Source organism: Helicobacter pametensis ATCC 51478 (assembly GCF_000518225.1).
Classification (GTDB): domain Bacteria; phylum Campylobacterota; class Campylobacteria; order Campylobacterales; family Helicobacteraceae; genus Helicobacter_G; species Helicobacter_G pametensis.
The window spans coordinates 1-21,535 of the sequence record NZ_JADE01000012.1; the positions used below are offsets into that span (position 1 = coordinate 1).

Annotated in this window: 24 protein-coding genes and 1 pseudogene; 16 read left to right on the plus strand and 9 right to left on the minus strand. The window is 40.1% G+C overall.

Translation table 11 applies throughout. The features are described 5' to 3' along the window. Window positions 1-65 precede the first annotated feature (65 nt). Both T391_RS08790 and T391_RS08700 read left to right on the plus strand, forming a co-directional pair. A pseudogene (locus T391_RS08790) lies at window positions 66-140 on the plus strand (hypothetical protein); the annotation flags it as partial. A 2-nt stretch (window positions 141-142) separates the two neighbouring features. Further along, window positions 143-292: a hypothetical protein gene (locus T391_RS08700; protein ID WP_244874350.1), complete on the plus strand. Its 150-nt coding sequence runs from the start codon at window positions 143-145 to the stop codon at window positions 290-292. A gap of 237 nt (window positions 293-529) precedes the next feature. Here the strand turns inward: T391_RS08700 and uvrB are convergent, their stop codons facing one another. Beyond that, window positions 530-2,494: an excinuclease ABC subunit UvrB gene (gene uvrB, locus T391_RS0104190; RefSeq protein ID WP_027327277.1), complete on the minus strand. Its 1,965-nt coding sequence runs from the start codon at window positions 2,492-2,494 to the stop codon at window positions 530-532. A 105-nt stretch (window positions 2,495-2,599) separates the two neighbouring features. Between uvrB and T391_RS0104195 the strand changes: the two genes are divergently transcribed. The 14 genes from T391_RS0104195 to T391_RS08395 are packed head-to-tail and all read left to right on the plus strand — an operon-like array spanning window position 2,600 to window position 13,196. After that, window positions 2,600-2,824, plus strand: coding sequence for a hypothetical protein (locus T391_RS0104195; RefSeq protein WP_027327278.1), 225 nt, complete (start codon window positions 2,600-2,602; stop codon window positions 2,822-2,824). Beyond that, window positions 2,814-3,089 carry a hypothetical protein gene (locus T391_RS0104200; protein ID WP_027327279.1) on the plus strand — a complete coding sequence of 92 codons (276 nt, stop codon included), beginning with the start codon at window positions 2,814-2,816 and terminating at the stop codon, window positions 3,087-3,089. Before T391_RS0104195 ends, T391_RS0104200 begins: the two co-directional genes overlap by 11 nt. Further along, window positions 3,086-4,918 carry a primosomal protein N' gene (locus T391_RS0104205; protein WP_027327280.1) on the plus strand — a complete coding sequence of 611 codons (1,833 nt, stop codon included), beginning with the start codon at window positions 3,086-3,088 and terminating at the stop codon, window positions 4,916-4,918. The genes T391_RS0104200 and T391_RS0104205 overlap by 4 nt, the downstream gene beginning before the upstream one ends. 34 nt (window positions 4,919-4,952) lie before the next feature. Further along, window positions 4,953-5,279, plus strand: a complete 327-nt coding sequence (locus T391_RS0104210; protein ID WP_027327281.1) for a hypothetical protein — start codon at window positions 4,953-4,955, stop codon at window positions 5,277-5,279. Next, window positions 5,279-5,869 carry a 16S rRNA (guanine(966)-N(2))-methyltransferase RsmD gene (rsmD, locus tag T391_RS0104215; protein ID WP_027327282.1) on the plus strand — a complete coding sequence of 197 codons (591 nt, stop codon included), beginning with the start codon at window positions 5,279-5,281 and terminating at the stop codon, window positions 5,867-5,869. The genes T391_RS0104210 and rsmD overlap by 1 nt, the downstream gene beginning before the upstream one ends. Further along, the gene (gene fliL / locus T391_RS0104220; protein ID WP_027327283.1) at window positions 5,851-6,360 is read left to right on the plus strand and encodes a flagellar basal body-associated protein FliL; all 510 of its coding nucleotides are present in this window, start codon (window positions 5,851-5,853) and stop codon (window positions 6,358-6,360) included. The genes rsmD and fliL overlap by 19 nt, the downstream gene beginning before the upstream one ends. Then, window positions 6,357-6,764, plus strand: coding sequence for a holo-ACP synthase (gene acpS, locus T391_RS07935; RefSeq protein ID WP_051420599.1), 408 nt, complete (start codon window positions 6,357-6,359; stop codon window positions 6,762-6,764). The genes fliL and acpS overlap by 4 nt, the downstream gene beginning before the upstream one ends. Further along, a complete protein-coding gene (locus tag T391_RS0104230) occupies window positions 6,761-7,045 on the plus strand; it encodes a YggT family protein (RefSeq protein WP_027327284.1) in 285 nt (94 codons plus the stop codon). The genes acpS and T391_RS0104230 overlap by 4 nt, the downstream gene beginning before the upstream one ends. 8 nt (window positions 7,046-7,053) lie before the next feature. Continuing rightward, the gene (locus T391_RS0104235) at window positions 7,054-8,709 is read left to right on the plus strand and encodes a lytic transglycosylase domain-containing protein (protein WP_027327285.1); all 1,656 of its coding nucleotides are present in this window, start codon (window positions 7,054-7,056) and stop codon (window positions 8,707-8,709) included. Continuing rightward, a complete protein-coding gene (gene galU, locus T391_RS0104240) occupies window positions 8,706-9,536 on the plus strand; it encodes a UTP--glucose-1-phosphate uridylyltransferase GalU (protein WP_027327286.1) in 831 nt (276 codons plus the stop codon). Before T391_RS0104235 ends, galU begins: the two co-directional genes overlap by 4 nt. Further along, complete coding sequence (locus tag T391_RS07940; RefSeq protein WP_034583834.1) at window positions 9,526-9,906, plus strand: hypothetical protein; 381 nt, start codon at window positions 9,526-9,528, stop codon at window positions 9,904-9,906. Before galU ends, T391_RS07940 begins: the two co-directional genes overlap by 11 nt. Further along, window positions 9,903-12,041 (plus strand): heavy metal translocating P-type ATPase, encoded by a 2,139-nt coding sequence (locus T391_RS0104250; RefSeq protein ID WP_027327287.1) that lies wholly within the window; start codon window positions 9,903-9,905, stop codon window positions 12,039-12,041. Before T391_RS07940 ends, T391_RS0104250 begins: the two co-directional genes overlap by 4 nt. A gap of 2 nt (window positions 12,042-12,043) precedes the next feature. Further along, a complete protein-coding gene (locus T391_RS0104255) occupies window positions 12,044-12,247 on the plus strand; it encodes a heavy-metal-associated domain-containing protein (protein ID WP_027327288.1) in 204 nt (67 codons plus the stop codon). Then, window positions 12,234-13,196 (plus strand): glycosyltransferase family 2 protein, encoded by a 963-nt coding sequence (locus T391_RS08395; protein ID WP_027327289.1) that lies wholly within the window; start codon window positions 12,234-12,236, stop codon window positions 13,194-13,196. Before T391_RS0104255 ends, T391_RS08395 begins: the two co-directional genes overlap by 14 nt. Here T391_RS08395 and T391_RS0104265 read toward each other — a convergent pair. From T391_RS0104265 to T391_RS0104300, 8 genes are read right to left on the minus strand one after another with little or no spacing between them, the layout of a single operon-like run. Next, window positions 13,179-14,735 (minus strand): glycosyltransferase family 2 protein, encoded by a 1,557-nt coding sequence (locus T391_RS0104265; RefSeq protein WP_034583836.1) that lies wholly within the window; start codon window positions 14,733-14,735, stop codon window positions 13,179-13,181. The two genes, T391_RS08395 and T391_RS0104265, sit on opposite strands and share 18 nt — an antisense overlap. Next, window positions 14,716-16,008, minus strand: a complete 1,293-nt coding sequence (locus T391_RS0104270) for an O-antigen ligase family protein (protein WP_027327291.1) — start codon at window positions 16,006-16,008, stop codon at window positions 14,716-14,718. Before T391_RS0104270 ends, T391_RS0104265 begins: the two co-directional genes overlap by 20 nt. After that, a complete protein-coding gene (locus tag T391_RS0104275) occupies window positions 15,980-16,708 on the minus strand; it encodes a glycosyltransferase family 25 protein (RefSeq protein ID WP_027327292.1) in 729 nt (242 codons plus the stop codon). The genes T391_RS0104270 and T391_RS0104275 overlap by 29 nt, the downstream gene beginning before the upstream one ends. Beyond that, window positions 16,689-18,344 (minus strand): ABC transporter ATP-binding protein, encoded by a 1,656-nt coding sequence (locus tag T391_RS0104280; protein WP_027327293.1) that lies wholly within the window; start codon window positions 18,342-18,344, stop codon window positions 16,689-16,691. The genes T391_RS0104275 and T391_RS0104280 overlap by 20 nt, the downstream gene beginning before the upstream one ends. 8 nt (window positions 18,345-18,352) lie before the next feature. Next, a complete protein-coding gene (gene argS / locus T391_RS0104285; RefSeq protein WP_034583838.1) occupies window positions 18,353-19,939 on the minus strand; it encodes an arginine--tRNA ligase in 1,587 nt (528 codons plus the stop codon). Next, complete coding sequence (locus T391_RS0104290) at window positions 19,939-20,163, minus strand: twin-arginine translocase TatA/TatE family subunit (protein WP_027327295.1); 225 nt, start codon at window positions 20,161-20,163, stop codon at window positions 19,939-19,941. The genes argS and T391_RS0104290 overlap by 1 nt, the downstream gene beginning before the upstream one ends. A gap of 42 nt (window positions 20,164-20,205) precedes the next feature. Next, window positions 20,206-20,808, minus strand: coding sequence for a guanylate kinase (gene gmk, locus T391_RS0104295; protein ID WP_027327296.1), 603 nt, complete (start codon window positions 20,806-20,808; stop codon window positions 20,206-20,208). Further along, window positions 20,805-21,515 (minus strand): hypothetical protein, encoded by a 711-nt coding sequence (locus T391_RS0104300; RefSeq protein WP_027327297.1) that lies wholly within the window; start codon window positions 21,513-21,515, stop codon window positions 20,805-20,807. The genes gmk and T391_RS0104300 overlap by 4 nt, the downstream gene beginning before the upstream one ends. Between the last annotated feature and the right edge of the window lie 20 nt (window positions 21,516-21,535).

Sequence of the window (21,535 nt, forward strand, 5' to 3'; positions counted from 1 at the left end):
AACACTTATGGACTTATCCTAGAAGTCCAAAGCAAAATGCTCACAATGAAAGATTTAATAGAACAATACAAGAGAGTTTCATTCAATACAACCAAGATTTACTCTTTAAAAAACCAAAAAGATTTGAAGAGAAGTTGAGAGAATGGCTAGAGATTTACAATACAAAAATCCCCCACAAGAGTTTGAACTACAAGACACCAATGGAGTGTGTGATAGAATGGCAGAATTCAATGGAGAAAAAGTGTCAAAGGTTATGAACTTTTACAATTTATTGAAACTTTGGCTAGATTGAGTATAATGCCTCTTGTTTTTGAAAAATCGAGCTATTAAATTAGCTCAAGAAAGGCTCTTAGAAGCTCAGCCAAAGCGACTAAGAGCTTTATGATGTGGATAAATAGATCCATAGTTACCACCTCCTTTCACAAGGAAGCGTCCTTCTTCAACACTCGCTTAAATTATCTCATTTTTTGTGTTTCTTTGTAATTATTGTGTATTTGCTGGGCAATATCAGATTTAGCTCTCAAAAAAATTAGCGTAGTCTTGCAATCTCATCTCTCAGTCTTGCTGCCTCTTCAAACTCTAGCTTTTTGCTAGCCTCAAGCATCTTGGCTTTGAGCTCTTTGATGATAGCTTCCTTCTCAGACTTGGGAATCTTAGCTTTTTTGGCATAGATACTTGCACTGCTTTCAAGCTTGAGCTCATCTTCTACTTCACGCTTGACACTTGTGGGAGTGATTCCATGTCTGGCGTTGAACTCCATCTGTTTTGCTCTTCGATAGTCTGTTACTTCGCAAGCTCGCCTAATAGATCCTGTCATTTTTTGAGCATAGAGAATGACTTTTCCATTGAGGTTTCTAGCTGCCCTCCCCATAGTCTGAATCAAACTTGTCTCACTTCGCAAAAATCCCTCTTTGTCCGCATCCATAATCGCCACTAAACTCACCTCAGGAAGATCTAACCCTTCTCTTAGAAGATTGATCCCTACAAGCACATCAAACTCTCCAAGTCGCAATGATCTGATCAAGTGATTGCGCTCAATTGCATCGATTTCGCTGTGCATATATTGGATCTTGATCCCTTGGTCTGCATAATATTTGCTCAGCTCTTCAGCCATTTTTTTGGTCAAAACTGTGATCAATACTCGCTCTCCTCTATCAATCACGCTTTTCATTTCTTCTAAAAAGTCCAAAACCTGATTTTGGCTATCTCTGATCTCATAAAGCGGATCAAGCAAGCCTGTGGGGCGGATGATCTGCTCAGCGATATTTTCTCCACTCAAATCTAGCTCAAGTTTAGCTGGAGTGGCTGAAACAAACAAAAAATGAGAAGGTTTGTTGATAAATTCATCAAATTTGAGCGGGCGATTATCTAGCGCACTAGGCAGGCGGAATCCATACTCCACAAGCACTTCTTTGCGACTTCGATCTCCTGCATACATCCCACCAAATTGGGGCAAACTCACATGAGATTCATCGACGATGACAAGATAGGGTTTGTTTTTTTGCTCAAAGTAATCTAGGAGAGAATAAGGGGTCTCACCCTCTTTTTTGCCCGTCAAATGTCGTGCATAGTTCTCAATCCCTTTGCAAATCCCACTTTGAGCGATCATCTCTAGATCAAACTCTGTGCGACTTTTGAGCCTTGAGTGTTCCACCATTTTGCCTTGAGCTTCAAACTCACTCAATCTCTCTCCTAGCTCATCTTCGATATTTTTAATTGCTTCTGCAAGCCTATCTGCTCCTACGATGAATTGATTGGCTGCATATAGCACATAAGAGGGGATCTTTTTGAGTGATGTATTGCTCAATGATTCCATTACGCAAATTTGCTCAATCTCATCTCCAAAAAACTCGATACGGATATATTCACTTTCATTGTAGGCTGGAAAAATATCAATCACCTCGCCATTTACTCGAAAGTTTGCCCTCTCAAACACAGTATCATTGCGTGTGTATCCCATCTCGATCAATTTGCTAAGAAGCTGCTTTTGGCCGTATTGTTTGCCTACTTCAAGCTTTTCTATCATCTGTAGATATTCACTTGGATTCCCAAGTCCATAGTTGGCTGAAACCGATGCCACCACGATCACATCATCATAAGCTAGAAGTGAGGTCGTCGCACTAAGTCTCAATCGCTCTAGATCTTCATTGATTGAGCTGTCTTTTTCGATAAACAAATCCCGTCTTGGGATATAAGCCTCAGGCTGGTAATAATCAAAGTGAGAGATGAAATATTCCACATGATTGTGAGGGAAAAATCCCTTAAATTCACTATAAAGCTGGGCAGCTAGAGTTTTGTTGTGCGTCATAATGAGTGTAGGCATATTGAGCTTGGCGATAATGTTTGCCATCGTATAGGTTTTCCCACTCCCTGTCACTCCCACAAGTGTCTGGTAGCGATGAGCAGAAAGGATCGAATCTGTGATCTGCTTGATGGCTTGAGGCTGATCACCAGAGGGGGAATATTGAGATACAAGCTGAAAGCATTCTTTCATACATTTAACCCTTCATCAAAAAATTCTCAAAATTTTACAAGATAATTCCTGTATGTGGTAAAATCCAAGCTCTACAATCAAGGCCACTCTTATGAAGGATCGACAATGTCAGCTTTAGAAAAACTAATTGAAAAAATCGATGAACTTTGCCAGAAGATTGATTCACAAAAACAAGAGATCAAAACACTCAAAGAGAAGACTCAAGAACTTGAACTCTCTATCCTTCAGAAAGATCAGGAAATCTCTGAAATGTTGGCCAACCAATCTAGTGGGGAGCAAAAACTAGAAGCTCTATTTAGCAGAATGGAGCGAGCACTCAATGACAACTGACAAACTTCAAGCCACGATCAAAACAAAGGATGGTGTCAGGGTTTTCAATCTTGGGCTCACTCATGTCTCACAGCCCACTCAGGATACTCTCAAAAATTTCTTTACCCAAAAAGACTATGTGAGCTTAGAAGAACTCCTTTCTTTTTGCATTACTCAAACTGAAAAAATCAGTCAACTTCAAGGACAAAACAAACTTCTAAGAGATGAGTCACAAAAACTACAGCAAGAGATTGAAAAACTTTGTGCCAAGCTTGAAAGCCTTTGAATCATTATCTGATCGCCCCACTCAAACACACTTCACTTCTCACATATAGCTCTGAACTTCCACTGCAAATCGGTCAAGTCGTCCAAATCGAGATCAAAGATAAGATCTATGAAGGGATCATCTGGGAAGAATGTGATCAACCCACTTTTGAGTGCAAAACTGCTAAGCCGCTCCATTCTTTTCTCTTGCAAAACCAAATCATTCTTGCTCGCTTCATCGCCCAATATTATTGCACCTCACTCAACAAAACCCTCTCTCTCTTCACTCCATCCTCCATCCCCTCTCCATCCCCCTCCCCCATTCACTTCACTCATCCCCTCACCCTCTCCTCACATCAGCAGGATGCATTCAGATTCATCACAAAGCATTCTCTCTCTTTGCTTTTTGGCGAAACCGGAAGTGGCAAAAGTGAAGTCTATATCCAACTCATCATCCAAACCCTTGGCCATGGACAATCAGCACTCTTGCTGATGCCTGAGATCTCACTCACACCTCAAATGCAGCAGCGACTAGAGAGAGTATTTGGCTCTTATGTAGGAATCTGGCATTCCAAAATGAGTGAATCTCAAAAAAAACGCATCCTTAGTGGGATAGAAAGTCAGGAGATACGCCTAATCCTTGGTGCAAGAAGCGCTCTTTTTTTGCCTATCCCAAACTTGGGAATCATTATTGTCGATGAAGAGCATGATGATGCTTACAAAGCACAAAATTCTCCAAGATACAATGCTAGAGACTTAGCCATCTATCTAGGAAAGAAGCAAAAGATCCAAATCCTTCTTGGATCAGCAACCCCAAGTGTGACATCCTATCAGCTCACTCGCAATCTTCAAGCAATCTTTAGACTCCAAAAATTCTTCCCATCTCAAAGCCAGCTTTTTACCCTCAAACAACCCTCAGAGCTCTCCCCAACAATCCTAGAACATATCGACCTAACACTCAAGCAAGACAAACAGATCATCATCTTTCTCCCCACGAGAGCAAATTTCAAATACCTCATCTGTCTTTCTTGTGGTCATGGAGTGAAATGCCCATTTTGCAGCATTTCGATGAGTTTGCATCGCAATAAAAATATGATGCTCTGTCATTATTGTGGATTTGCCCAGCAGATTCCGATCTCTTGCCCAACTTGCTCTGCTCAAAACTTCCAATCCCAACGAATCGGCACAGCCCAAATCGCAGAGGAATTGCAAAACCACTTCCCACAAGCTAAACTCTCCATCTTTGATCGTGATCACATCAAAACTCAAAAACAGCTAGAAAATACTCTCAAATCTTTTGCAGAGCACAAGACTGATATCTTGGTCGGCACACAGATGCTTAGCAAAGGACATGATTATCACAATATCACCCTTGCTGTGATTTTTGGACTTGATGAGATTTTGCATTTTGGAGATTTTAGATCAAGGGAGAAAGCTATGTCTCTTTTCTTCCAGATCAAAGGAAGAGTGGGACGCAAGAGTGATGGAAATGTCTTGCTACAGACTCTTAATCCAAGCTTTTTTGATTGCCAAGATTATGAGGAGTTTTTGCTCAGTGAATTGGAGTTTCGTCAAGATCTATATCCTCCATTTGTGCGTCTAGCAACCCTCACCTTTACCCACACAGATCCCAAAAAAGCAGAGCAAAAGATGCTATCTGCCATTCAAGAGCTGCAAAACTTCAAAGAGATTTGGATCGTGGGAGGTGGCAAAGCAAAGATAGAAAAAATCAATTCAAAATACCGCTATATGATCCTTTTGCGCTCCAAGCAAGTCAAGCCTCTTTTGCTCGCCCTTCATTCTCTCTCCATACGCTGTGAGATTGATGTAGATCCTCTAAATATTGTGTAGAATCTGGTATTGATTCTCAATAAGGACAAAGACTATGAAAATCACCCTAGAGTGCAAATCACTCCTTTTGCAAGATAGCTTGCATCATTGCCTTTCGCAGTATCTTTGCAATCTAGAAGATTGCGACTTTATTGTGAGTGATTATCTCAAAACAGCCTCTAAGCCTGTGTATTTTCTATCCTTCAAGCAAAAAACTCTGCCTTTCATTCCAGAGCAGTTGATCCAAGATTTGCAAGCCTTTCATCATCATCTCAATCACGCTACACCAAACCCTCAGGATGATGAACTCAAAAGTGAGATTCAGGGGCTTTTGATGGAATTTGCTGATCGTTTTCTGCAGATTCTCAAAAAGTATCGCTAATGCCATCTCTTAAAGTCATCGGGGGGAAATTCAAAGGATTGAAGCTTGAGATGCTTGACCTCCCCATCACACGCCCCACAAAAGCAATCCTCAAAGAATCGCTATTTAATACACTTCAAAATGACATTGTGCAATATGGATTTTTTGAAGCATTTGGGGGAAGTGGATCTGTGGGGATTGAAGCACTAAGTCGTGGGGCAATAGAGGCGACCTTTATCGAGGCAAATCCTCAAAGTTTTGAAGTCCTTAAGCACAATCTCTCCAAACTTCCAAGCACAAACTATCGCTTCTTTTTGGGAGATAGCTTCACCCTTTTGCCCAAGCTATTGGCACAAAGCAATCTGCCAAGCATCCTCTATCTTGATCCTCCTTTTTGCATCAGAGAAAATATGGAGGATATTTATCAACGCTGTTTTCATCTCGTCCAAGAGATCTCTAATCCCCTGATTCAAGTCGTCATTTTTGAGTATCTCAGCACCCTTGAGTTACCAAAAAGACTGGGGAATTTCTGTATAATCAAGCAGAAAAAATTTGGAAAAAGCTCATTGGGCTATTATATGAAGGAAGATCAATGTCAGAGGAAGAAGTAATCACTGAGAAAAAGGGTGGAAAGGGGCTTTTGATCGCAATTATTGGGGTCCTTATAGCGCTGATTGTTGCGATTGTTGTGATCGTGATTTTGCTATTGGGAGAAAGTAAAGAAGAAGATCCCTCAGCCTCTCAATCTCTCCAGCAAGAACGACCAAAGGTCGATGCACGCTCTGATTATGCACGACCAGGACCCATCTTTGCTATTCCAGAATCATTTGTCGTCAACCTCATGGGACAAAGCGGAAGACGATATGCCAAGACTTCCATTTCGCTTGAGATGAGCTCACCAGAACTCCAAAAAGAAATCAGCACAAAACTTCCTTTGATCAAAGATACGATCATTCGCACACTTTCTTCAAAAACCTTTGAAGAGATCTCGACACCCAAAGGCAAAGACAAACTCAAAGAAGAGATTGTCCAAGAACTCAATGCTTTTATGGTGGATGGGTTTATCAAGAGCATATTTTTCACAGAGTTTGTGATCCAGTGATCGGGATCGATGTGATCAGCATCGATCGCATTCGATCTTCATGCGATCGCTTTGGATCCAAGTTTCTCTCTAGATTTCTCTCCTCAAGTGAAATACAACTTTGCCACAATCAAGATCAACCCAATTTCCAGCGTATCGCAGGCTTTTGGGCTTCAAAGGAAGCGATCTCCAAAGCACTTGGTGTCGGGATCGGAGGGGATTTGGGATTTTTGGACATCTGTCTTAGCAAGGATTCCAAAGGCAGACCTCAAGCCTGTCTTATATCTAGCAAATCCGATCTTTTTGGGATTGAGAGCATTCATCTTAGTATCACACATGATCAAAATCTTGCCATTGCCACGGCATTGATTGTGCAAAAATCAAGTAAAATTCAAGCTCACATCCTCAAAGAAGGGAAACTATGATTATCTCAACCTTTTTAAACTCGATCTTGCAAATTGCTAGCATGATTCTTAATGCATACATTTGGATGATCATCATCTACTCTTGTATCTTGCTTTTTGCCCCAACCTTTAATCATCCCATTATGCAAATCTTTGACCGCCTCACAAGCCCTGTGTATCAAAAGATAAGAAAAATCATTCCAACAGTTTTTAATCAGATTGACTTCACGCCACTACTTCTCATCATCATTCTAAAATTTATCGATCTCTTTGTGATCAGACTCCTATCTCAAAGCCTTTAAGGATGACTATGAAACGACTTTTGCCCCTTTTGTCTTTGGTTTGTTTTCTCCATGCACAAGAACAAATCACACTTGATTTTCTCAAATCTAAGCCTAAAGGAATCGCGCGCGATTTCTACATCTGGCAATTTCTGCAAGATCCCAAAACAAGCTTACAAGATTCGATTCAAGCCTATGATCTTGTGTTTCGCAAAAATGACAAAATCGAAAAACTCGTCACTCAAAAAGGTTACATACACGAGCTTCCCAAAGATCTCAGATGCAAAAATCTTTCATTTGATAAACTCAAAGAAGAAGATGCAGAATGTATCGGATTTGGTCTCAAACTTTCTACTGTCCCCTCTCTTGCACCCCAAGAGATTCGTCATCTACTCAAAAAGCTCTCCACAGATGATCCAATCTTGGCTCAAGAAGTAGAGATCCTAAGCTCCAAAGATCCTCTCAATCAAGCACTCAAAAGCAACAATGCACAAGTCTTCAGTGAGATTTTTTATGGACTTAATTTGGAGCAAAGACTCCATATCTTCAATCACTCAATCAATCCTAGTCAGCTTCAAGCTCTAGCTGATCAAAACCATCCTAATTTCAACAAAATGTTGCAATATGTTTTGCTCTCTGATCGCTTCTCGACCCTCCAAACCTCTATCCTCAAAGCACGCATCACTCAAGCAGATGAGAGAATCCTCTTGCTTCTAGGTGTTGCCCAACTTCAACATCACAATACCACAAAGGCACAGGATTATTTCCGCCTCACACTTCAGAAGGCAAAATCCCCACTCATCAAAGACAAAGCACTCTTTTGGCTCTATCTATCCACCCAAGACAAATCCTATCTTCAAGAACTTGCCAAAAGCGACACACTTAGCATCTATAGTATCTTTGCTACCCAAACCTTAGGAGTTAAGCCCAAATACTCTATCATCTCTCAACTCCAAGAACTCAAAAAAGGCCAACCCAAGTTTGATATCAGTGATCCCTTTGCTTGGCAAACCCTCAGAAGCAATCTCATCAAAATCCCCTCAGGAGATGAGCTCAAAGCAGTCCTAGATCAACATCTGGCCTATCAAGATTCATCTCCTCATATGGCAGTTATGCTCACACGAATCAAAAAATTTAAAAATAATTATTTTTTGATGCCTTATGCTAATCAGCTCACTTGGCAAGATGACCATCAAAAAGCCTTGACCTATGCAGTCGCTCGTCAAGAAAGCAATCTGCTCCCAGCACTTGTCTCCACCTCTTATGCTTTGGGGATGATGCAGATTATGCCCTTCAATCTCGCCCCAATCGCTAAATCCTTGGGCAAAAAAGATATGCAGCTTAGCGATCTTTTCAAGCCTCAGGTTGCCTTAGAGTTTGGAAGATTTTACTTACGCGAACTTGAGGATGAATTCAAACATCCCTTGTTTGTGGCTTATGCTTACAATGGCGGCCCAGGATTTTGGAGAAGAACTCTGAAGAAAAAAACTCTCTTTATCCAAGGGCGTGCTTATGAACCTTGGCTCAGTCTTGAGCTGATTCCTTATGAAGAATCCAAAAATTATGGCCCTCTTGTTTTGGCAAATTACATTATCTATCAAGAACTTCTAGGAAATCCCATCAATCTTGATAAACTACTCTCTCAAACACTGGTCAATTCCAAACCCAAGAAGGAGAAACAATGATCCAAAAATGCCTTTTTCCCGCAGCAGGATATGGAACGAGATTTTTGCCTGCGACCAAGGCAATGCCCAAGGAAATGCTTCCTATTGTCAATAAACCACTTATCCAATATGGAGTAGAAGAAGCCTTTGAGGCTGGATGCAATCAAATCGCTATCATCACAGGACGCAATAAAAGAAGCATTGAAGATCATTTTGATATTAGCTATGAGCTTGAGCAAGAAATCAAAGGGACAGATAAAGAATATTATCTTGAGGGGATTAGAAAGATTATGGATCGATGCTCCTTCTCCTATACACGCCAAAATGAAATGAAAGGCTTAGGGCATGCAATTTTGACAGGAGAGACACTGATTGGAAATGAAGCTTTTGGAGTAATCTTGGCAGATGATTTATGTCTCAATGAGCAAGGCATGGGAGTGCTCTCACAGATGAGCGAACTATACAAGCGCTATCAATGTGCGATTGTCGCTATTGAGGAAGTGCATCCCTCACAAGTTGATAAATATGGAATCATCCAAGGAGAAAAGCTTGAGAATGGGATCTATCAAGTCAGCTCTATGATTGAAAAGCCAAGCATCCAAGAGGCACCAAGCAATCTTGCTATCATCGGGCGCTATATTTTGATCCCAGAGATTTTTGACATCCTCAGAAAAACACCTGCGGGCAAAAAAGGAGAAATCCAAATCACTGATGCGCTCCAAACCCTTGCACACCAAGGTAAAGTCATCGCCTATCAATTTCAAGGCAAGCGCTATGATTGTGGAAGTGTAGAGGGGTTTGTAGAAGCTACAAATGTCTTCTATCAAAGAAGTCAGAATGCAAACTAGCATCGCTCTCTTTTTGTATGTTTTTTTGCTTCTTTTCTCAATCCCTATTGTGATCTTGGGTTCGCTTCTCAAACCCAAGATTCAAGCCAAACCAACTCATTCTCCCCCAACTCCAGCAAAACTCTCAAAACAAATCAAAAAAGGAGGCAAGCACACCCAAAAAGCACTTCAGACATTTAGGCAGTTTTTTCTTGATGCGACCTCTTGTGAGCAAACCCAATGGCTTGAGCTTATCAAGGAACTCTCACTCTCTCCATCTCTTGAGATCAAAACCATCACAGAATTCCAAGAAGAACTCAAGCAAGCCAATCCATCACTTTTCAATGAAATCGCACTGACTATCAGTGTGGCACTCAAGAATCGCAAATGAAAGAATATTTCTACATCCAAGGTATGAGCTGCACTGCCTGCTCATCAGGTATCCAATCAGCACTGAAGCGCAAAAAAGGAGTAAAACAAATCCAAGTCGATCTTCTCAATCATTGTGCATACATTGAATTTGATGAAAGCCAAATCACACTTAAAGAAATTTTTGCTTTTATCACAAAGCTTGGCTACAAGCCCCAAAAACAAGGTGTGATAGAAAAACTAGATGCTGCTTTTTTAACCCCCAAAAGACGCATTTTCTTGGCTTGTTTTTTCACTCTGATCACAGTTGCTCTAGCAATGATTCCGATGCTCATCCCATTTCCCCCTTGGTTTGATTTCAAACTCAATGCTTCCTTGCAGATTCTCTCCACACTCATTGTGATGCATATGGGAAGGGATTTTTATCTCAAAGGCTTCAAAACGCTCATCGCCCTCCACCCCACAATGGATACACTTGTAGCTCTTGGGAGTGGAAGTGCATTTCTTTATAGCTGCTATTCACTTTTTACGCAGGATCCATATCTTTATTTTGAAAGTGTTTGTGTGATTCTCACCTTTGTCCTCATTGGCAAAACCATCGAAGAAAAAGCCAAAACAAATGCTCAAAACTCACTTCTCACACTTGCAAAACTCAAAGAAACCTCGACAATCAGAATCAAAGAAAAACAAGAAGAGCAGATTTTGGCACAAGACATTCAAGTAGGAGATATCCTCAAAATCACTCCCCAATCCCTCATCCCAGCAGATGGTATCCTCATCCAAGGCTCTGCTAGTCTCAATCTCTCAAGTCTAAGTGGAGAAAGTCTTCCTATCCACAAACAAGAAGGGGATTCCCTGCTTTCTGGGGCACTCAACCTCAACACAACTTTTTTGATGCAAGTCACACAGAGTCCCCAAGAAAGTGCTTACTGGAAGATCATTGATCTTGTGCAAAACACTCTGATCTCTAAACCACCTATTGCCAAAGTGGTCGATAAAATCTCATTTTATTTCACACCCTCAATCATTATCCTAGCCTTACTAGCAGGAATATTTTGGATCATCACAACTTCTGATTTTTTATTTGGTGTTCAGGTTTTTTGCAGTGTTTTATTGATCTCCTGTCCTTGTGCTTTGGGATTGGCCACCCCTCTTGCCCTCAATATTGCAAGCAACCTAGCTAGTCAGAAGGGAATCTTTTTTAAAGATGCGGGGATTTTAGAGCGCCTAGGAAAGACTGAAATAGCCTTTTTTGACAAAACAGGCACACTCACAGAACAAAATCTCCACATCCAAGACATTATCTCTCTCTCTTCAAATTCTCCAAAATCACTTCTTGCACTCGCTGCCTCTCTTGAAGTCCAAAGCCAGCACATCATCGCTCAAAGCATCCTCTCTTATGCACAAACCCATCAAATCCCTATCCAATCCGCTCAGAATCTTTGCACACTAGAAGGATTGGGTGTCTCTGGAGAAATTGCAAATAAGCGCTATAAAATTGGCAATGCCAAAAGCTTCACAGCACCCATACAACACATCCCTCAATCCTTGAGTGTTTTTGTCGGGGAAGAAACTCCCCAAGGAGATAAGATCCTAGGATATATCACCTTTGCAGAAACAATACGCCCACAAGCCAAGGCATGTATCCAAGCCCTCAAAAATCAGCGCATCACCCCAATTTTGCTCAGTGGAGATTCTCAACACAATGTCCAAAAAATTGCTCAAAGCCTAGAGATTGATTTCATCGCTGGTGCTTTGCCTCAAGATAAGCTCAACACAATCAAACAAAACGCTCATCAAAACACAATGATGATCGGAGATGGGATCAATGATATGCCTGCGCTATCTTGTGCGGATGTCAGTGTCGCTATCGGCGAGGGCAGTCAGGGTGCGATTGCAAGTGCTGATCTTGTGATACTCAACAACCATCTATCCAATATCCCCTATTGCATCTCTCTTAGTCGCGCCACACTGGCAAATATCAAGCAAAATCTTATATGGGCATTTGGATACAATGTGATTATGATTCCCATCGCTTGTGGGATACTTGTCAATTTTGGTATCTTGTTTTCTCCAATGCTTGCTGCAAGTGCTATGACCCTTAGTAGCCTAAGCGTGGTTTTCAATGCTCAAAGATTGAAAAAATTCAAAGGATGAATATGCAAACACTGATCTTAAAGATTCCTCAAATGCACTGCAATCACTGCATCAAGAAGATCAAAACCTTTGTCTCTGAAGTCAAAGGAGTGGAGGAGATAAACTGTAATCTAGATTCTAAAAGCGTAGAAATATCTTTCTCATCTCCAGCCAATGAGGAAAGCATCAGAGAAGCGATCGAGGATTGTGGGTTTGAAGTGTGCTAAAACTCCATTTTTCTCTGTCATTCTTCCAATTTATAATCGTGAGAAGTATCTAGAGGACACATTAAAGTCCCTTGCACATCAAACCTTTCAAGACTTTGAAGTCATTGCCATTGATGATGGATCAGATGATCAAAGCATTGCAATCATGCAAAATTCTGCCCATCTTTTTGCCAATCTCACTCTCATCCAACAAACTCGACTTGGTGTAAGTGAGGCGAGAAATGCTGGATTGAGAAAAGCTCAGGGGCAATATATCTGCTTCCTAGATTCTGATGACCTACTGCATCCCTCATATCTAGAAGATTTTTATCAAGTGGTTTGCCAAACTTCAGCAGATATCATTAAAAACGCTTCAACAATCAAGTTTTCAGACTACCCCAAGACTAAGACTTCATATCCTATCTGTAATATCAAACAAATGTCTTTCAATCAAGATAATATCAAGCTAGGGGGCACCATTTGGAGCTATTGTATCTGCAATCAGTTTCTTCAATCAATTCAACTCACCTTCTTGCCCAAACGCATCATGGAGGATGAAGCCTTTATACTCATGGCACTTCCCCTCTCTTCCAAAACGATTTTCTTTGAAGGTTCTCCCTATCTTTACCGCCAACACTCTCAATCAATCGTAGCGACAACTCCCATTCCATTTGATAGGCTTACAAACTTCAAAGATATCATTGCTTGGTATCGCGCTCATGATGTGATCCATTCTTTTCCAGTGCCTTTTTATATCCTCTATGATATCGGCATCAAAAATACTCAATACTCCCAATATCTACAAAAGGCTCAAAAAATATTACAAGAGCTTGAATTAGAATCCTATCTTGATCAAAATCACCTTGCCTATACCCTTCGATATCAGACAATCCAAACCTTTATCTATGAACATCAAAAATCAAGAGGGAAGCTCAAATACTATCTTAGGAGATTATTCCATCTGCTGTAGTCCAGCATCACACCAAGTTTTTTGGTGTTTGAGACAATTTGAATAGATTTGATGATTCTCTTCAAGCATATCTCGAGAGTTTTCCTCATGATGGAGATGATAAGCCAAAGCGCGGAATTTCAACTTTTTCATTTTTCCACCCGCATATAAAAATCGTGCAACAAACTCACTATCTTCTCGCCCCCATCCTCTAAAAGCTTGATTGAAGCCATTGATTCTTTGTGCATCTTGCTTATAAAAAGCCATATTGCATCCTCGCACAGAGAGTATGACATCACTTCTAAGATGTGTTTTGGTCTTTGCACTTAGGGCAAAAATCAATCTAGATAAACACTTGAGGCGATGATTTTTGATGCTCTTTTTTTGCAAGACTGCACTCAGATCTTTTGTCTGCATCACACTATCAGTTTCTTTGGAATCAAGGAGGATTCTCCCTCCCTGCACAAAAACACCTCTTGTGGCAAATGCAAGATGATCTTCAATAAATCTAGGATGTAAGATCATATCTCCATCTACAATCACTAGATATTCTCCATTGGCTCTGAGTATCGCTTGATTGCGGCTTTGGGCGAGGCGATAGCCTAGATCTTCTTGCCAAATATGCCGAATTGGGATAGGAAAGCTTTTTTGATATTTTTCAATCATTGTTTTTGTATCTTCTGTGCTTCCATCATCAGCGATCAATACCTCAAAAGGCAGCACTTTTTGATTTTTAATCGAATCTAGGACAAGGGCTAGGCGCTCTTTTTGGTTATATGTCGTGACAATAAGAGAGACTTTGGGGGTGGCTTGTGATTCTTCATAGAGTTTCATATATTTGAAAAAGGCTCCCAAACCATTACAAACACTGATCACAAATCCCCTATATCCATACAAAAATCCTCTTTTGAAAAAATAATTTCTCACAAAAGTCCAGCTCCCCCTCATCACTGCCTTAAAAGGCGAGGATGATTTGTGTGAATTTTGCATCGCCCATAAAGATGAGTAGCGCTGTAATTTTTCAAGTAAATCAGAAATATTAAAAAAAGAATAATGCAAGATCCCACCCTGCCTGAGCCTGACTTCCTCGCATCCACCCAAGATTAGCCCCTCATGTACCAAAGCATCATCAAACCTAATCTCATGCTTATAAAAAATCCTCTTCACCCAATCTGGATGCCATCCACATCCTTTGATCCACACTCCCCTATAATGATTTTTTCTCAAAAATGAATAATACTTCCCTTTGCAAAACTCCATCTCTCTAATCTCTTCAAGCAATGCTCTCTCAAGTACCTCATCACTATCAAGAGAGAGAATCCAGTCATTTTTGGCATAACTAATAGCAAGATTTTTCAAAGCACCAAAGCCGATAAACTCACTCTCATAGATTTTGACATTTGGAAATTCTTTTGCAATCTCTTGAGTTTGATCTGTGCTTTTGTTGTCAAGCAATATCACTTCATCAAACTCTCTCACACTCTCCAAGCACTCTCTTAGAGTGCTTTGGGCATTTTTGGCAAGAATAGTGACAGAGATTTTAGAAAGCACGATTTTCATCCATCCAAATCATCTTCCAAAACACGGAAATCAAGATCAACATCAAGGGCAAACTGACATTTGATTCCCACGGCTCACCGGTGAATGAGTTTGGAAAAATAAAATAAAAAATCATAGACAAACCAAGAAGAGAAATCATCATAGAATCAGATCTCTTCAAATAAGGAAGAAAAAGTTTGATAGAGGCAAACCAAACAAGCAAAATCGCAATCACTCCGACTATCCCTCGTTTTGCCGCTTGATTGAGGATCTGATTGTGTTTTTTGCCAATTGCATCATTATATGTTGATCCCCTCGCAATGAGGCTGCCACTTTTTTGCTGAATCTCTTGCATCCTTTCTTTGATCTCTGCTGTACTTAGACCAAAGAATGGAGCCATTTGAAACATCGTAACAGCTTCTTTCCACATCTCAAATCTCGCTCCAATGCTATTACCCTCAATTTGACCTTTTTGATATTTGTGCAGATCACTCTTTGCAATCTCAATCCTCAACGCATCTTGACCACTTGCCTGAAGAGAGCCGACTCCAAAACTCAAAGCTCCAGCAACCAATCCCATCAAAAACAAAACTAGGAGTGATCTCCTCTGCCAAATGATCACCACTCCTATCATCAAAAAAGTCAAAATCATCCCAAGCATTGCCCCCCTTGTCCCAGTCAAGATCGCTGCCAAGCAACCCATAAAAATGGCACAAAAATAAAAAATTCGCTCTTTTTTGGACTCTGCAAACATAAACAAAATGAGTGAAAAGATTCCAAGCAAAGCAGAAGCATCAGCCATCTCAGCAATCCCACTCCATCCATCAACGCGTCCATGACCCATGATATAGCGCTCATAAATAGCCAGACTTCCATTGATCATCGCACCTCCTGCGATCGCATAAAAAACGATCCTTCTTGGGATCTTAAAATCAAGCTTGACAAAAAGAAAAAACAACAAAGCTCCAAGAAGATATTTTGAGGGCAAATCAAGATCGGTAAATGAGGGCATAGAAGGATTACGCGAGCTTTTGAGCTCCCATCCACTCCCTGTGATATAGGAGAGTAAAGCACTCACAAAGAAAAACAAAAAGGCAAAAATAAAAAGCTTTTCATTTTTTTTGAGGATGATGATCGTCTTTGGAAGCACAAACCAAGCGATACCCAAAATCACAAGCATCAAAGCCATAATAATCATACTAGTGTACCGATAAGCAGTCCATAGGCAAAGCAAACAACACAGTAATGCAATGATCAAATCAAGTTTATTTCTTCCATAGGTTTGTAATAACATAACAACTCCTCCACACAAACTCAAGAGCATTCAAACACTCTTTTGAAATTTTGTATCCAAAAGCAATGGGCGACTTCCTATCTCCACCCTCAGAATCAACACAAGATTGAAATTCTTGATTTTCTGAAATAATTGGAGGCTGACAAAATAGATTTTTCACTCCATGCAAGTAGGATTTATCAAGATAATTATCCACAGGACAAAACCAAATTTTGGCCATCTTTAGAAAAGATAAAGCCGCTCTTGGCCTCAGAAAATACCCCTGTGTCCCACAAATACTTTCAAATGATCGTGCAATCCCATCACAAATGGGAAAATATTTTTTTTGAAAAAGTGGCATCAATCGCACAAAATCTAATTCTTGATTTTGTGTAATCTTAAGAATTTTTTCCCTAAAATCTGGCACAAAAAGAATATCATCTTCCAAAATCAACATTTCTTCATGCGATTGGACACATCTCTCCCAAAGTGCATAATGTGAGGCAAAACATGCCTTTTCTCCCCAAGTCAATTCTCTTCCCCGATAAAGCTTGGTCAAAAGATTCCAATTCCAATATGAGCGATATTTTTCAAATCTCTCATCGCGATAAGAAATCGCATCAAAGAAAACAAAATCAATCCCTTCAATTAGGGAGATTTCTTGCTTTAGGCGTTGCTTGCGCTCACTTGCAGAAGGTAGATTAATGATGTAGGCCTTCATTGACAATCCTCCCCTCCTCTATGTAATACACTTGATGCGCAAGTTGGATCGTGCTTGGACGATGTGCGATAATGATGATGATTTTTTCATGCGCAATTGATGCGATAATATCTCTAAACGCCTCTTCTGTCTTTGAATCTAGTGCACTTGTCGCTTCATCCAAAACAAGCACTTGAGGATCGCGATACAAGGCTCTAGCAATCGCAATCCTTTGACGCTGGCCTCCACTAAGATTTGTCCCAAATTCATCAAGCTTGCTATAGATTCCCTGTGGGAGTGTTTGGACATAATCCCAAATCAAAGCTTTTTTCAAAGCCCAAACTATCCTTTCTTCATCAAACTCTCGACCATAGGCGACATTGCTTGCAATCGTGTCATTGAAAATAAAAATACGCTGATTCACAAGGGCAATATGATCACGAAGATCTGAAATCTTTAGATTGCGATAGTCTTCTTGATTGATAAGGATTTTTCCACTTCTTGGCTCATAAAGTCGCATCAAAAGCGCGACAAGTGAGCTTTTGCCACTTCCACTCTTACCGACCAAAGCAATGATTTGATTTTTGCTCACCTTGAGTGAAATATGATGCAAGATATTCTCCTCATCATAGCCAAAACTCACATCTTCAAACTCCACTGTATCAATACCTGATTTTAATCCCTGATTCCCATCCACAATCTGTGGATTTTGCTCAATCACAGCATGAATACGATCACTTGCTACGATGGCCATCTGCATACTTACAATGCAATTGATCAAGCGTTTAATAGGTGTGTATGCCATAAATAATGCAGTCAAAAATGAAAAAAATGCCCCAGCACTCATCTCACCATCAATCACGCTTTTTCCACCAACGATGATCACCCCACCCATGATCAACGCACCCAAAACTTCCATGATCGGATTGTTGAGTTGATTGATCAAAAAGGCTTTCATATTGAGTTTCAAAAACTCATGATTTTCTTTCTGAAAACGCGTATTTTCCAACCCTTCACCATTGCCCGCTTTGATCGCCTCGATATTGTTAAAAATCTCATTGAGTCTTGAAGTGATGTCTGCATTTTTCTCTTGGACTCTAGAAGAAAGCTTTTTTAATCGTTTGATCAGAATCAAAATAGGAAAAATTGCTAGAGGGATAATGATAATGCCAATGAGTGCTAGCTTGGGACTTTGATAAATGACCACACCAATCAAGGCAATCGCAGCAATCCCCTCCCGCACAAAATCAGCAATTGTCGTAGAAACCGCATTGCGAATAAGCCCGATATCATTGGTGATCCTTGCTAGAAGCTCGCCATTGCGATTTTTGTTGAAAAAATGAAGATCAAGTCTCATCATTCTCTCAAGCATCAAATCACGAATAGAGCGCACAATATCTTCCCCAATATAGCCCATACAATAAGTCTGGATAAAGGCACCAATTGCTTTCCCAAAATACAATAGCACCAAGAAAATAGGCAGAATCTTGAGCATCAAAAGATCTTTGTTGATAAAGATTTCATCAAGCATTGGACGGACAAGATAGGTAATGCCCGCCATACAAAGAGCTGAAACAACCCCTCCAATGATTGCAATAAAAAATAATGAATAATATCCTTTGAGATAGGGCAAGAATTTTTTGAAAAATTGGATCATTATCTAGCCTACATTTTCCTTTGGGCTTTGATTCCCAAAAGTTCAAGCCCCTTTTCCAAACTCATTGAAACACACAAAAGAACCTTGAGAATCAGATCTTGATGCGAATCGCCCAAAACTTTTGTCGCATTGTAAAAAGTATGAACCTCAGAAGCCAAATATTTAAGAAAATCACACATTTTCAAAGGAGAGCGATCTTCAAAGGCACTCAAAGCAATACTGCTCACCTGTGAAGCAAGGAAGATTAGATGAGCAAGCTCTGGACTAAGATGATCAACTGGAGCTAGCATCACCTCTTCTAAGCTTTTTCCACTTTTTTCGATCAGAGTATGGATTCGTGAGTTTGCATAGTGGATATAAAAGATAGGATTTGAGCTATCCTGCTTTTGTAAATCACTGATGTCAAACTCAAGTCCAACATCAGGAGTCTTTGAAAGGAAAACAAAACGCAGTGCATCCGCACCAATCTCTTGGATCACATCCTGCATCAAAATAAAATTTCCAGCCCTTTTGCTCATCTTGTAGGGTTCGCCATTTTTCAAAAGCTTGACCATCTGAGAGAGCAATACTTCCAATTGTCTAGAATCAAAGCCTAGAAACTCGATTGCAGATTTTACTCTTGCGATATATCCATGGTGATCAGCTCCCCAAATATTGATATAGTGGTCAAAATGACGCAAAAACTTATCTTGATGATAGATAATATCTCCTGCCAAATATGTAGGCTCACCATTCTCTCTGACAACAACGCGATCTTTTTCATCTCTATATTTTGTAGAGTTTAGCCACAACTTTTCTTCGCTCTCATAGATTCCTTGATTGCCCTTCAAGCTCTCTAGGACTTTCTCCCATCGTGCATATAGAGATTTTTCACTCACATAAGAATCAAACTCAATACCAGCAGAAGACAAATTGCTTTTGATTTCTTCAAGCATAAGATTCTTGCCAAATTCTGCCAGTCGCTCAATATCCTCAGAGACAAATACACTTTCTCCAAGCTCTGCAAATGCCCTGCGTGCAAGATCAACAATATATTCCCCTCGATAATACTGATCAGGATATTCTACAGGGATATGCAAAATCATCTCTTTTCCAGCAAGCAAGATTGAAAGCCCAAGCATAGAAATTTGTGCTCCAGCGTCATTGATGTAGTATTCACTCTGTATGTCATATCCGACAAATCTTCCAAGTCTCAGCAATGCATCCCCATAGACAGCACCACGCGCATGTCCGATATGTAAAGGTCCAGTTGGATTGGCGCTGACATACTCAAGCAAGATTCTCTTCCCTTTGGATGGAAGCATCTCTTGATACGAACCAGCTAGCATAGCTTCCAAAGCACTAGAGATTAAATCCTGTGAGAGCGTAAGATTGATATATCCATTGAGAGTCTCAACCTTTTCAAACAAGGCCAAACCTCTCAATTTCTCAGCAATTTCCTCACTTAGTATTTTGGGATTTTTTCTCTCGACCTTAGCAAGCACAAAAGCAATAGGCGTCGCAAAATGTCCAAAATCCTTATTTTTTGGACGCTCTAGGACAACATCACATGCAAGAATCTTATCTAACTCATATTTGACCTTGAGATAAAGCATCAGCTTTGCTTTTCTTCAAATTTAGAAGTTGTTTTGATCCCATCTTGTACTTTATTTTCGACATTTTTAGCCATAACTTCCTCTTCTTCATCTTCTCTCATGGCTTTTTTGAAATTCTTGATTCCACTTCCCATTCCCTTAGCCAATTCAGGGATCTTTTTTGCCCCAAAAAGTAAAATCACAATAAGTAAAACAATCAAAATCTGTGTCGCACTTGGTGCCATAACTCACTCCTTGTTGTAGATTTGAATCAATTATACCCTCACTTATATAACCCATTCTTTTAAAATCTTTTGGGTTCTATTAGGATTCTGGACATAATCCAAACTTTTGACAATTGCCAAAATCGCCTCTTTTGCCTGCAAGATATCATCATTGATGATCAAAAAATCAAACTCATCAATATGCTGCATTTCATTATAAGCATGCATCAAGCGCATCTCAATCACTTCATCATTATCCGTTTTTCTCCCCTTGAGGCGATCGGCCAAAACTGCTTTGCTAGGCGTTGTGACAAAGACAGATGTTGCAAGTTTGCCATAATGCTTTTTGATACTATGATGTCCTTGGACATCGACATCAAATATGACAAGTTTTCCCTCTTCAAGAGCTTTTTCCACAGGTTTCAGAGAAGTTCCATAATAATTTGTATGCACTTGAGCCCATTCAAGAAAACTCCCCTCTTCTATCTCTCTCAAAAACTCTTCTTGAGACAAAAAATGATAATCCTTTCCGTTTTTTTCTCCTTCTCTAGGTTTTCTTGTGGTCGATGAAATCGAAAAATAAACATTGGGAATGTGCTCCATGATCGCTGAACATAGAGTGCTCTTGCCACTCCCACTTGGACCAGACAAAATCAAAACGCTCATTGGTCATCCTTTTGGGGGAAAGAAATATTGATTGTAAGCTGCATACCATTGAGCATATGTCTTAGTGACTCGGTATTTCCTGATCGCAAAATCCGCTCAAGCAGCATCAACCCATCTTGTTGCGAAGATTTTGTATTGTCTTTGTGATCTTCCTCATGCAATAAAGTTTTGATTTTGGCAATCTCATTGAGATCCAATACACCCCCACTTGATTCCTCTAGTCTTGGTGAAGGATGCTCCTCTTCTCTAGCGATAAATTCTTCTTGATTCTCATGGCTTCCTTCTGTCGTGATATCATTTTGCGTTTCTGATTTGATGCTTTGGATCTCAAGATCTTTTAAGAGTTGATTAAACTCTTCATCTTCTTCCATATTTTTAGAAATCAATGCTTTAGCCTTAAGCAAAAGATCCAGTAACTCATTGGGCAAAAAAGGTTTTCTAATCACAAAAGGAAACAAAGCTGCTGCCCACTCTTGGGTAGAGACCAAGGCAAGTGTTTTGCTCTTAGGTAAAGCAGAAATCATCGCCGAATCTGCACCAACCAAAACATCATCATCGACAATCACCAAATCAAGCCTATCCAAATTTCTAAGCTGCTCTAAATCCATCAGAGATTCGATGACTTCAAGCTCACACTCAATTTTTTTTGATGTCATTTCAACAAGTTTTTGAACGACTGGATTTGTGTTGATCAGCAGAATCTTCACGCAAACTCCCCAAAGTTAAA

Excerpts from the sequence above, each read along its gene's own strand:
- T391_RS08700 (WP_244874350.1), top strand. The coding sequence starts at position 143 with ATGGCTAGAGATTTACAATACAAAAATCCCCCACAAGAGTTTGAACTA.
- uvrB (WP_027327277.1), bottom strand. The coding sequence starts at position 2,494 with ATGAAAGAATGCTTTCAGCTTGTATCTCAATATTCCCCCTCTGGTGAT.
- T391_RS0104195 (WP_027327278.1), top strand. The coding sequence starts at position 2,600 with ATGTCAGCTTTAGAAAAACTAATTGAAAAAATCGATGAACTTTGCCAG.
- T391_RS0104200 (WP_027327279.1), top strand. The coding sequence starts at position 2,814 with ATGACAACTGACAAACTTCAAGCCACGATCAAAACAAAGGATGGTGTC.
- T391_RS0104210 (WP_027327281.1), top strand. The coding sequence starts at position 4,953 with ATGAAAATCACCCTAGAGTGCAAATCACTCCTTTTGCAAGATAGCTTG.
- rsmD (WP_027327282.1), top strand. The coding sequence starts at position 5,279 with ATGCCATCTCTTAAAGTCATCGGGGGGAAATTCAAAGGATTGAAGCTT.
- fliL (WP_027327283.1), top strand. The coding sequence starts at position 5,851 with ATGTCAGAGGAAGAAGTAATCACTGAGAAAAAGGGTGGAAAGGGGCTT.
- T391_RS0104230 (WP_027327284.1), top strand. The coding sequence starts at position 6,761 with ATGATTATCTCAACCTTTTTAAACTCGATCTTGCAAATTGCTAGCATG.
- T391_RS0104235 (WP_027327285.1), top strand. The coding sequence starts at position 7,054 with ATGAAACGACTTTTGCCCCTTTTGTCTTTGGTTTGTTTTCTCCATGCA.
- galU (WP_027327286.1), top strand. The coding sequence starts at position 8,706 with ATGATCCAAAAATGCCTTTTTCCCGCAGCAGGATATGGAACGAGATTT.
- T391_RS07940 (WP_034583834.1), top strand. The coding sequence starts at position 9,526 with ATGCAAACTAGCATCGCTCTCTTTTTGTATGTTTTTTTGCTTCTTTTC.
- T391_RS0104250 (WP_027327287.1), top strand. The coding sequence starts at position 9,903 with ATGAAAGAATATTTCTACATCCAAGGTATGAGCTGCACTGCCTGCTCA.
- T391_RS0104255 (WP_027327288.1), top strand. The coding sequence starts at position 12,044 with ATGCAAACACTGATCTTAAAGATTCCTCAAATGCACTGCAATCACTGC.
- T391_RS0104265 (WP_034583836.1), bottom strand. The coding sequence starts at position 14,735 with ATGAAAATCGTGCTTTCTAAAATCTCTGTCACTATTCTTGCCAAAAAT.
- T391_RS0104270 (WP_027327291.1), bottom strand. The coding sequence starts at position 16,008 with ATGTTATTACAAACCTATGGAAGAAATAAACTTGATTTGATCATTGCA.
- T391_RS0104275 (WP_027327292.1), bottom strand. The coding sequence starts at position 16,708 with ATGAAGGCCTACATCATTAATCTACCTTCTGCAAGTGAGCGCAAGCAA.
- T391_RS0104280 (WP_027327293.1), bottom strand. The coding sequence starts at position 18,344 with ATGATCCAATTTTTCAAAAAATTCTTGCCCTATCTCAAAGGATATTAT.
- argS (WP_034583838.1), bottom strand. The coding sequence starts at position 19,939 with ATGCTTTATCTCAAGGTCAAATATGAGTTAGATAAGATTCTTGCATGT.
- T391_RS0104290 (WP_027327295.1), bottom strand. The coding sequence starts at position 20,163 with ATGGCACCAAGTGCGACACAGATTTTGATTGTTTTACTTATTGTGATT.
- gmk (WP_027327296.1), bottom strand. The coding sequence starts at position 20,808 with ATGAGCGTTTTGATTTTGTCTGGTCCAAGTGGGAGTGGCAAGAGCACT.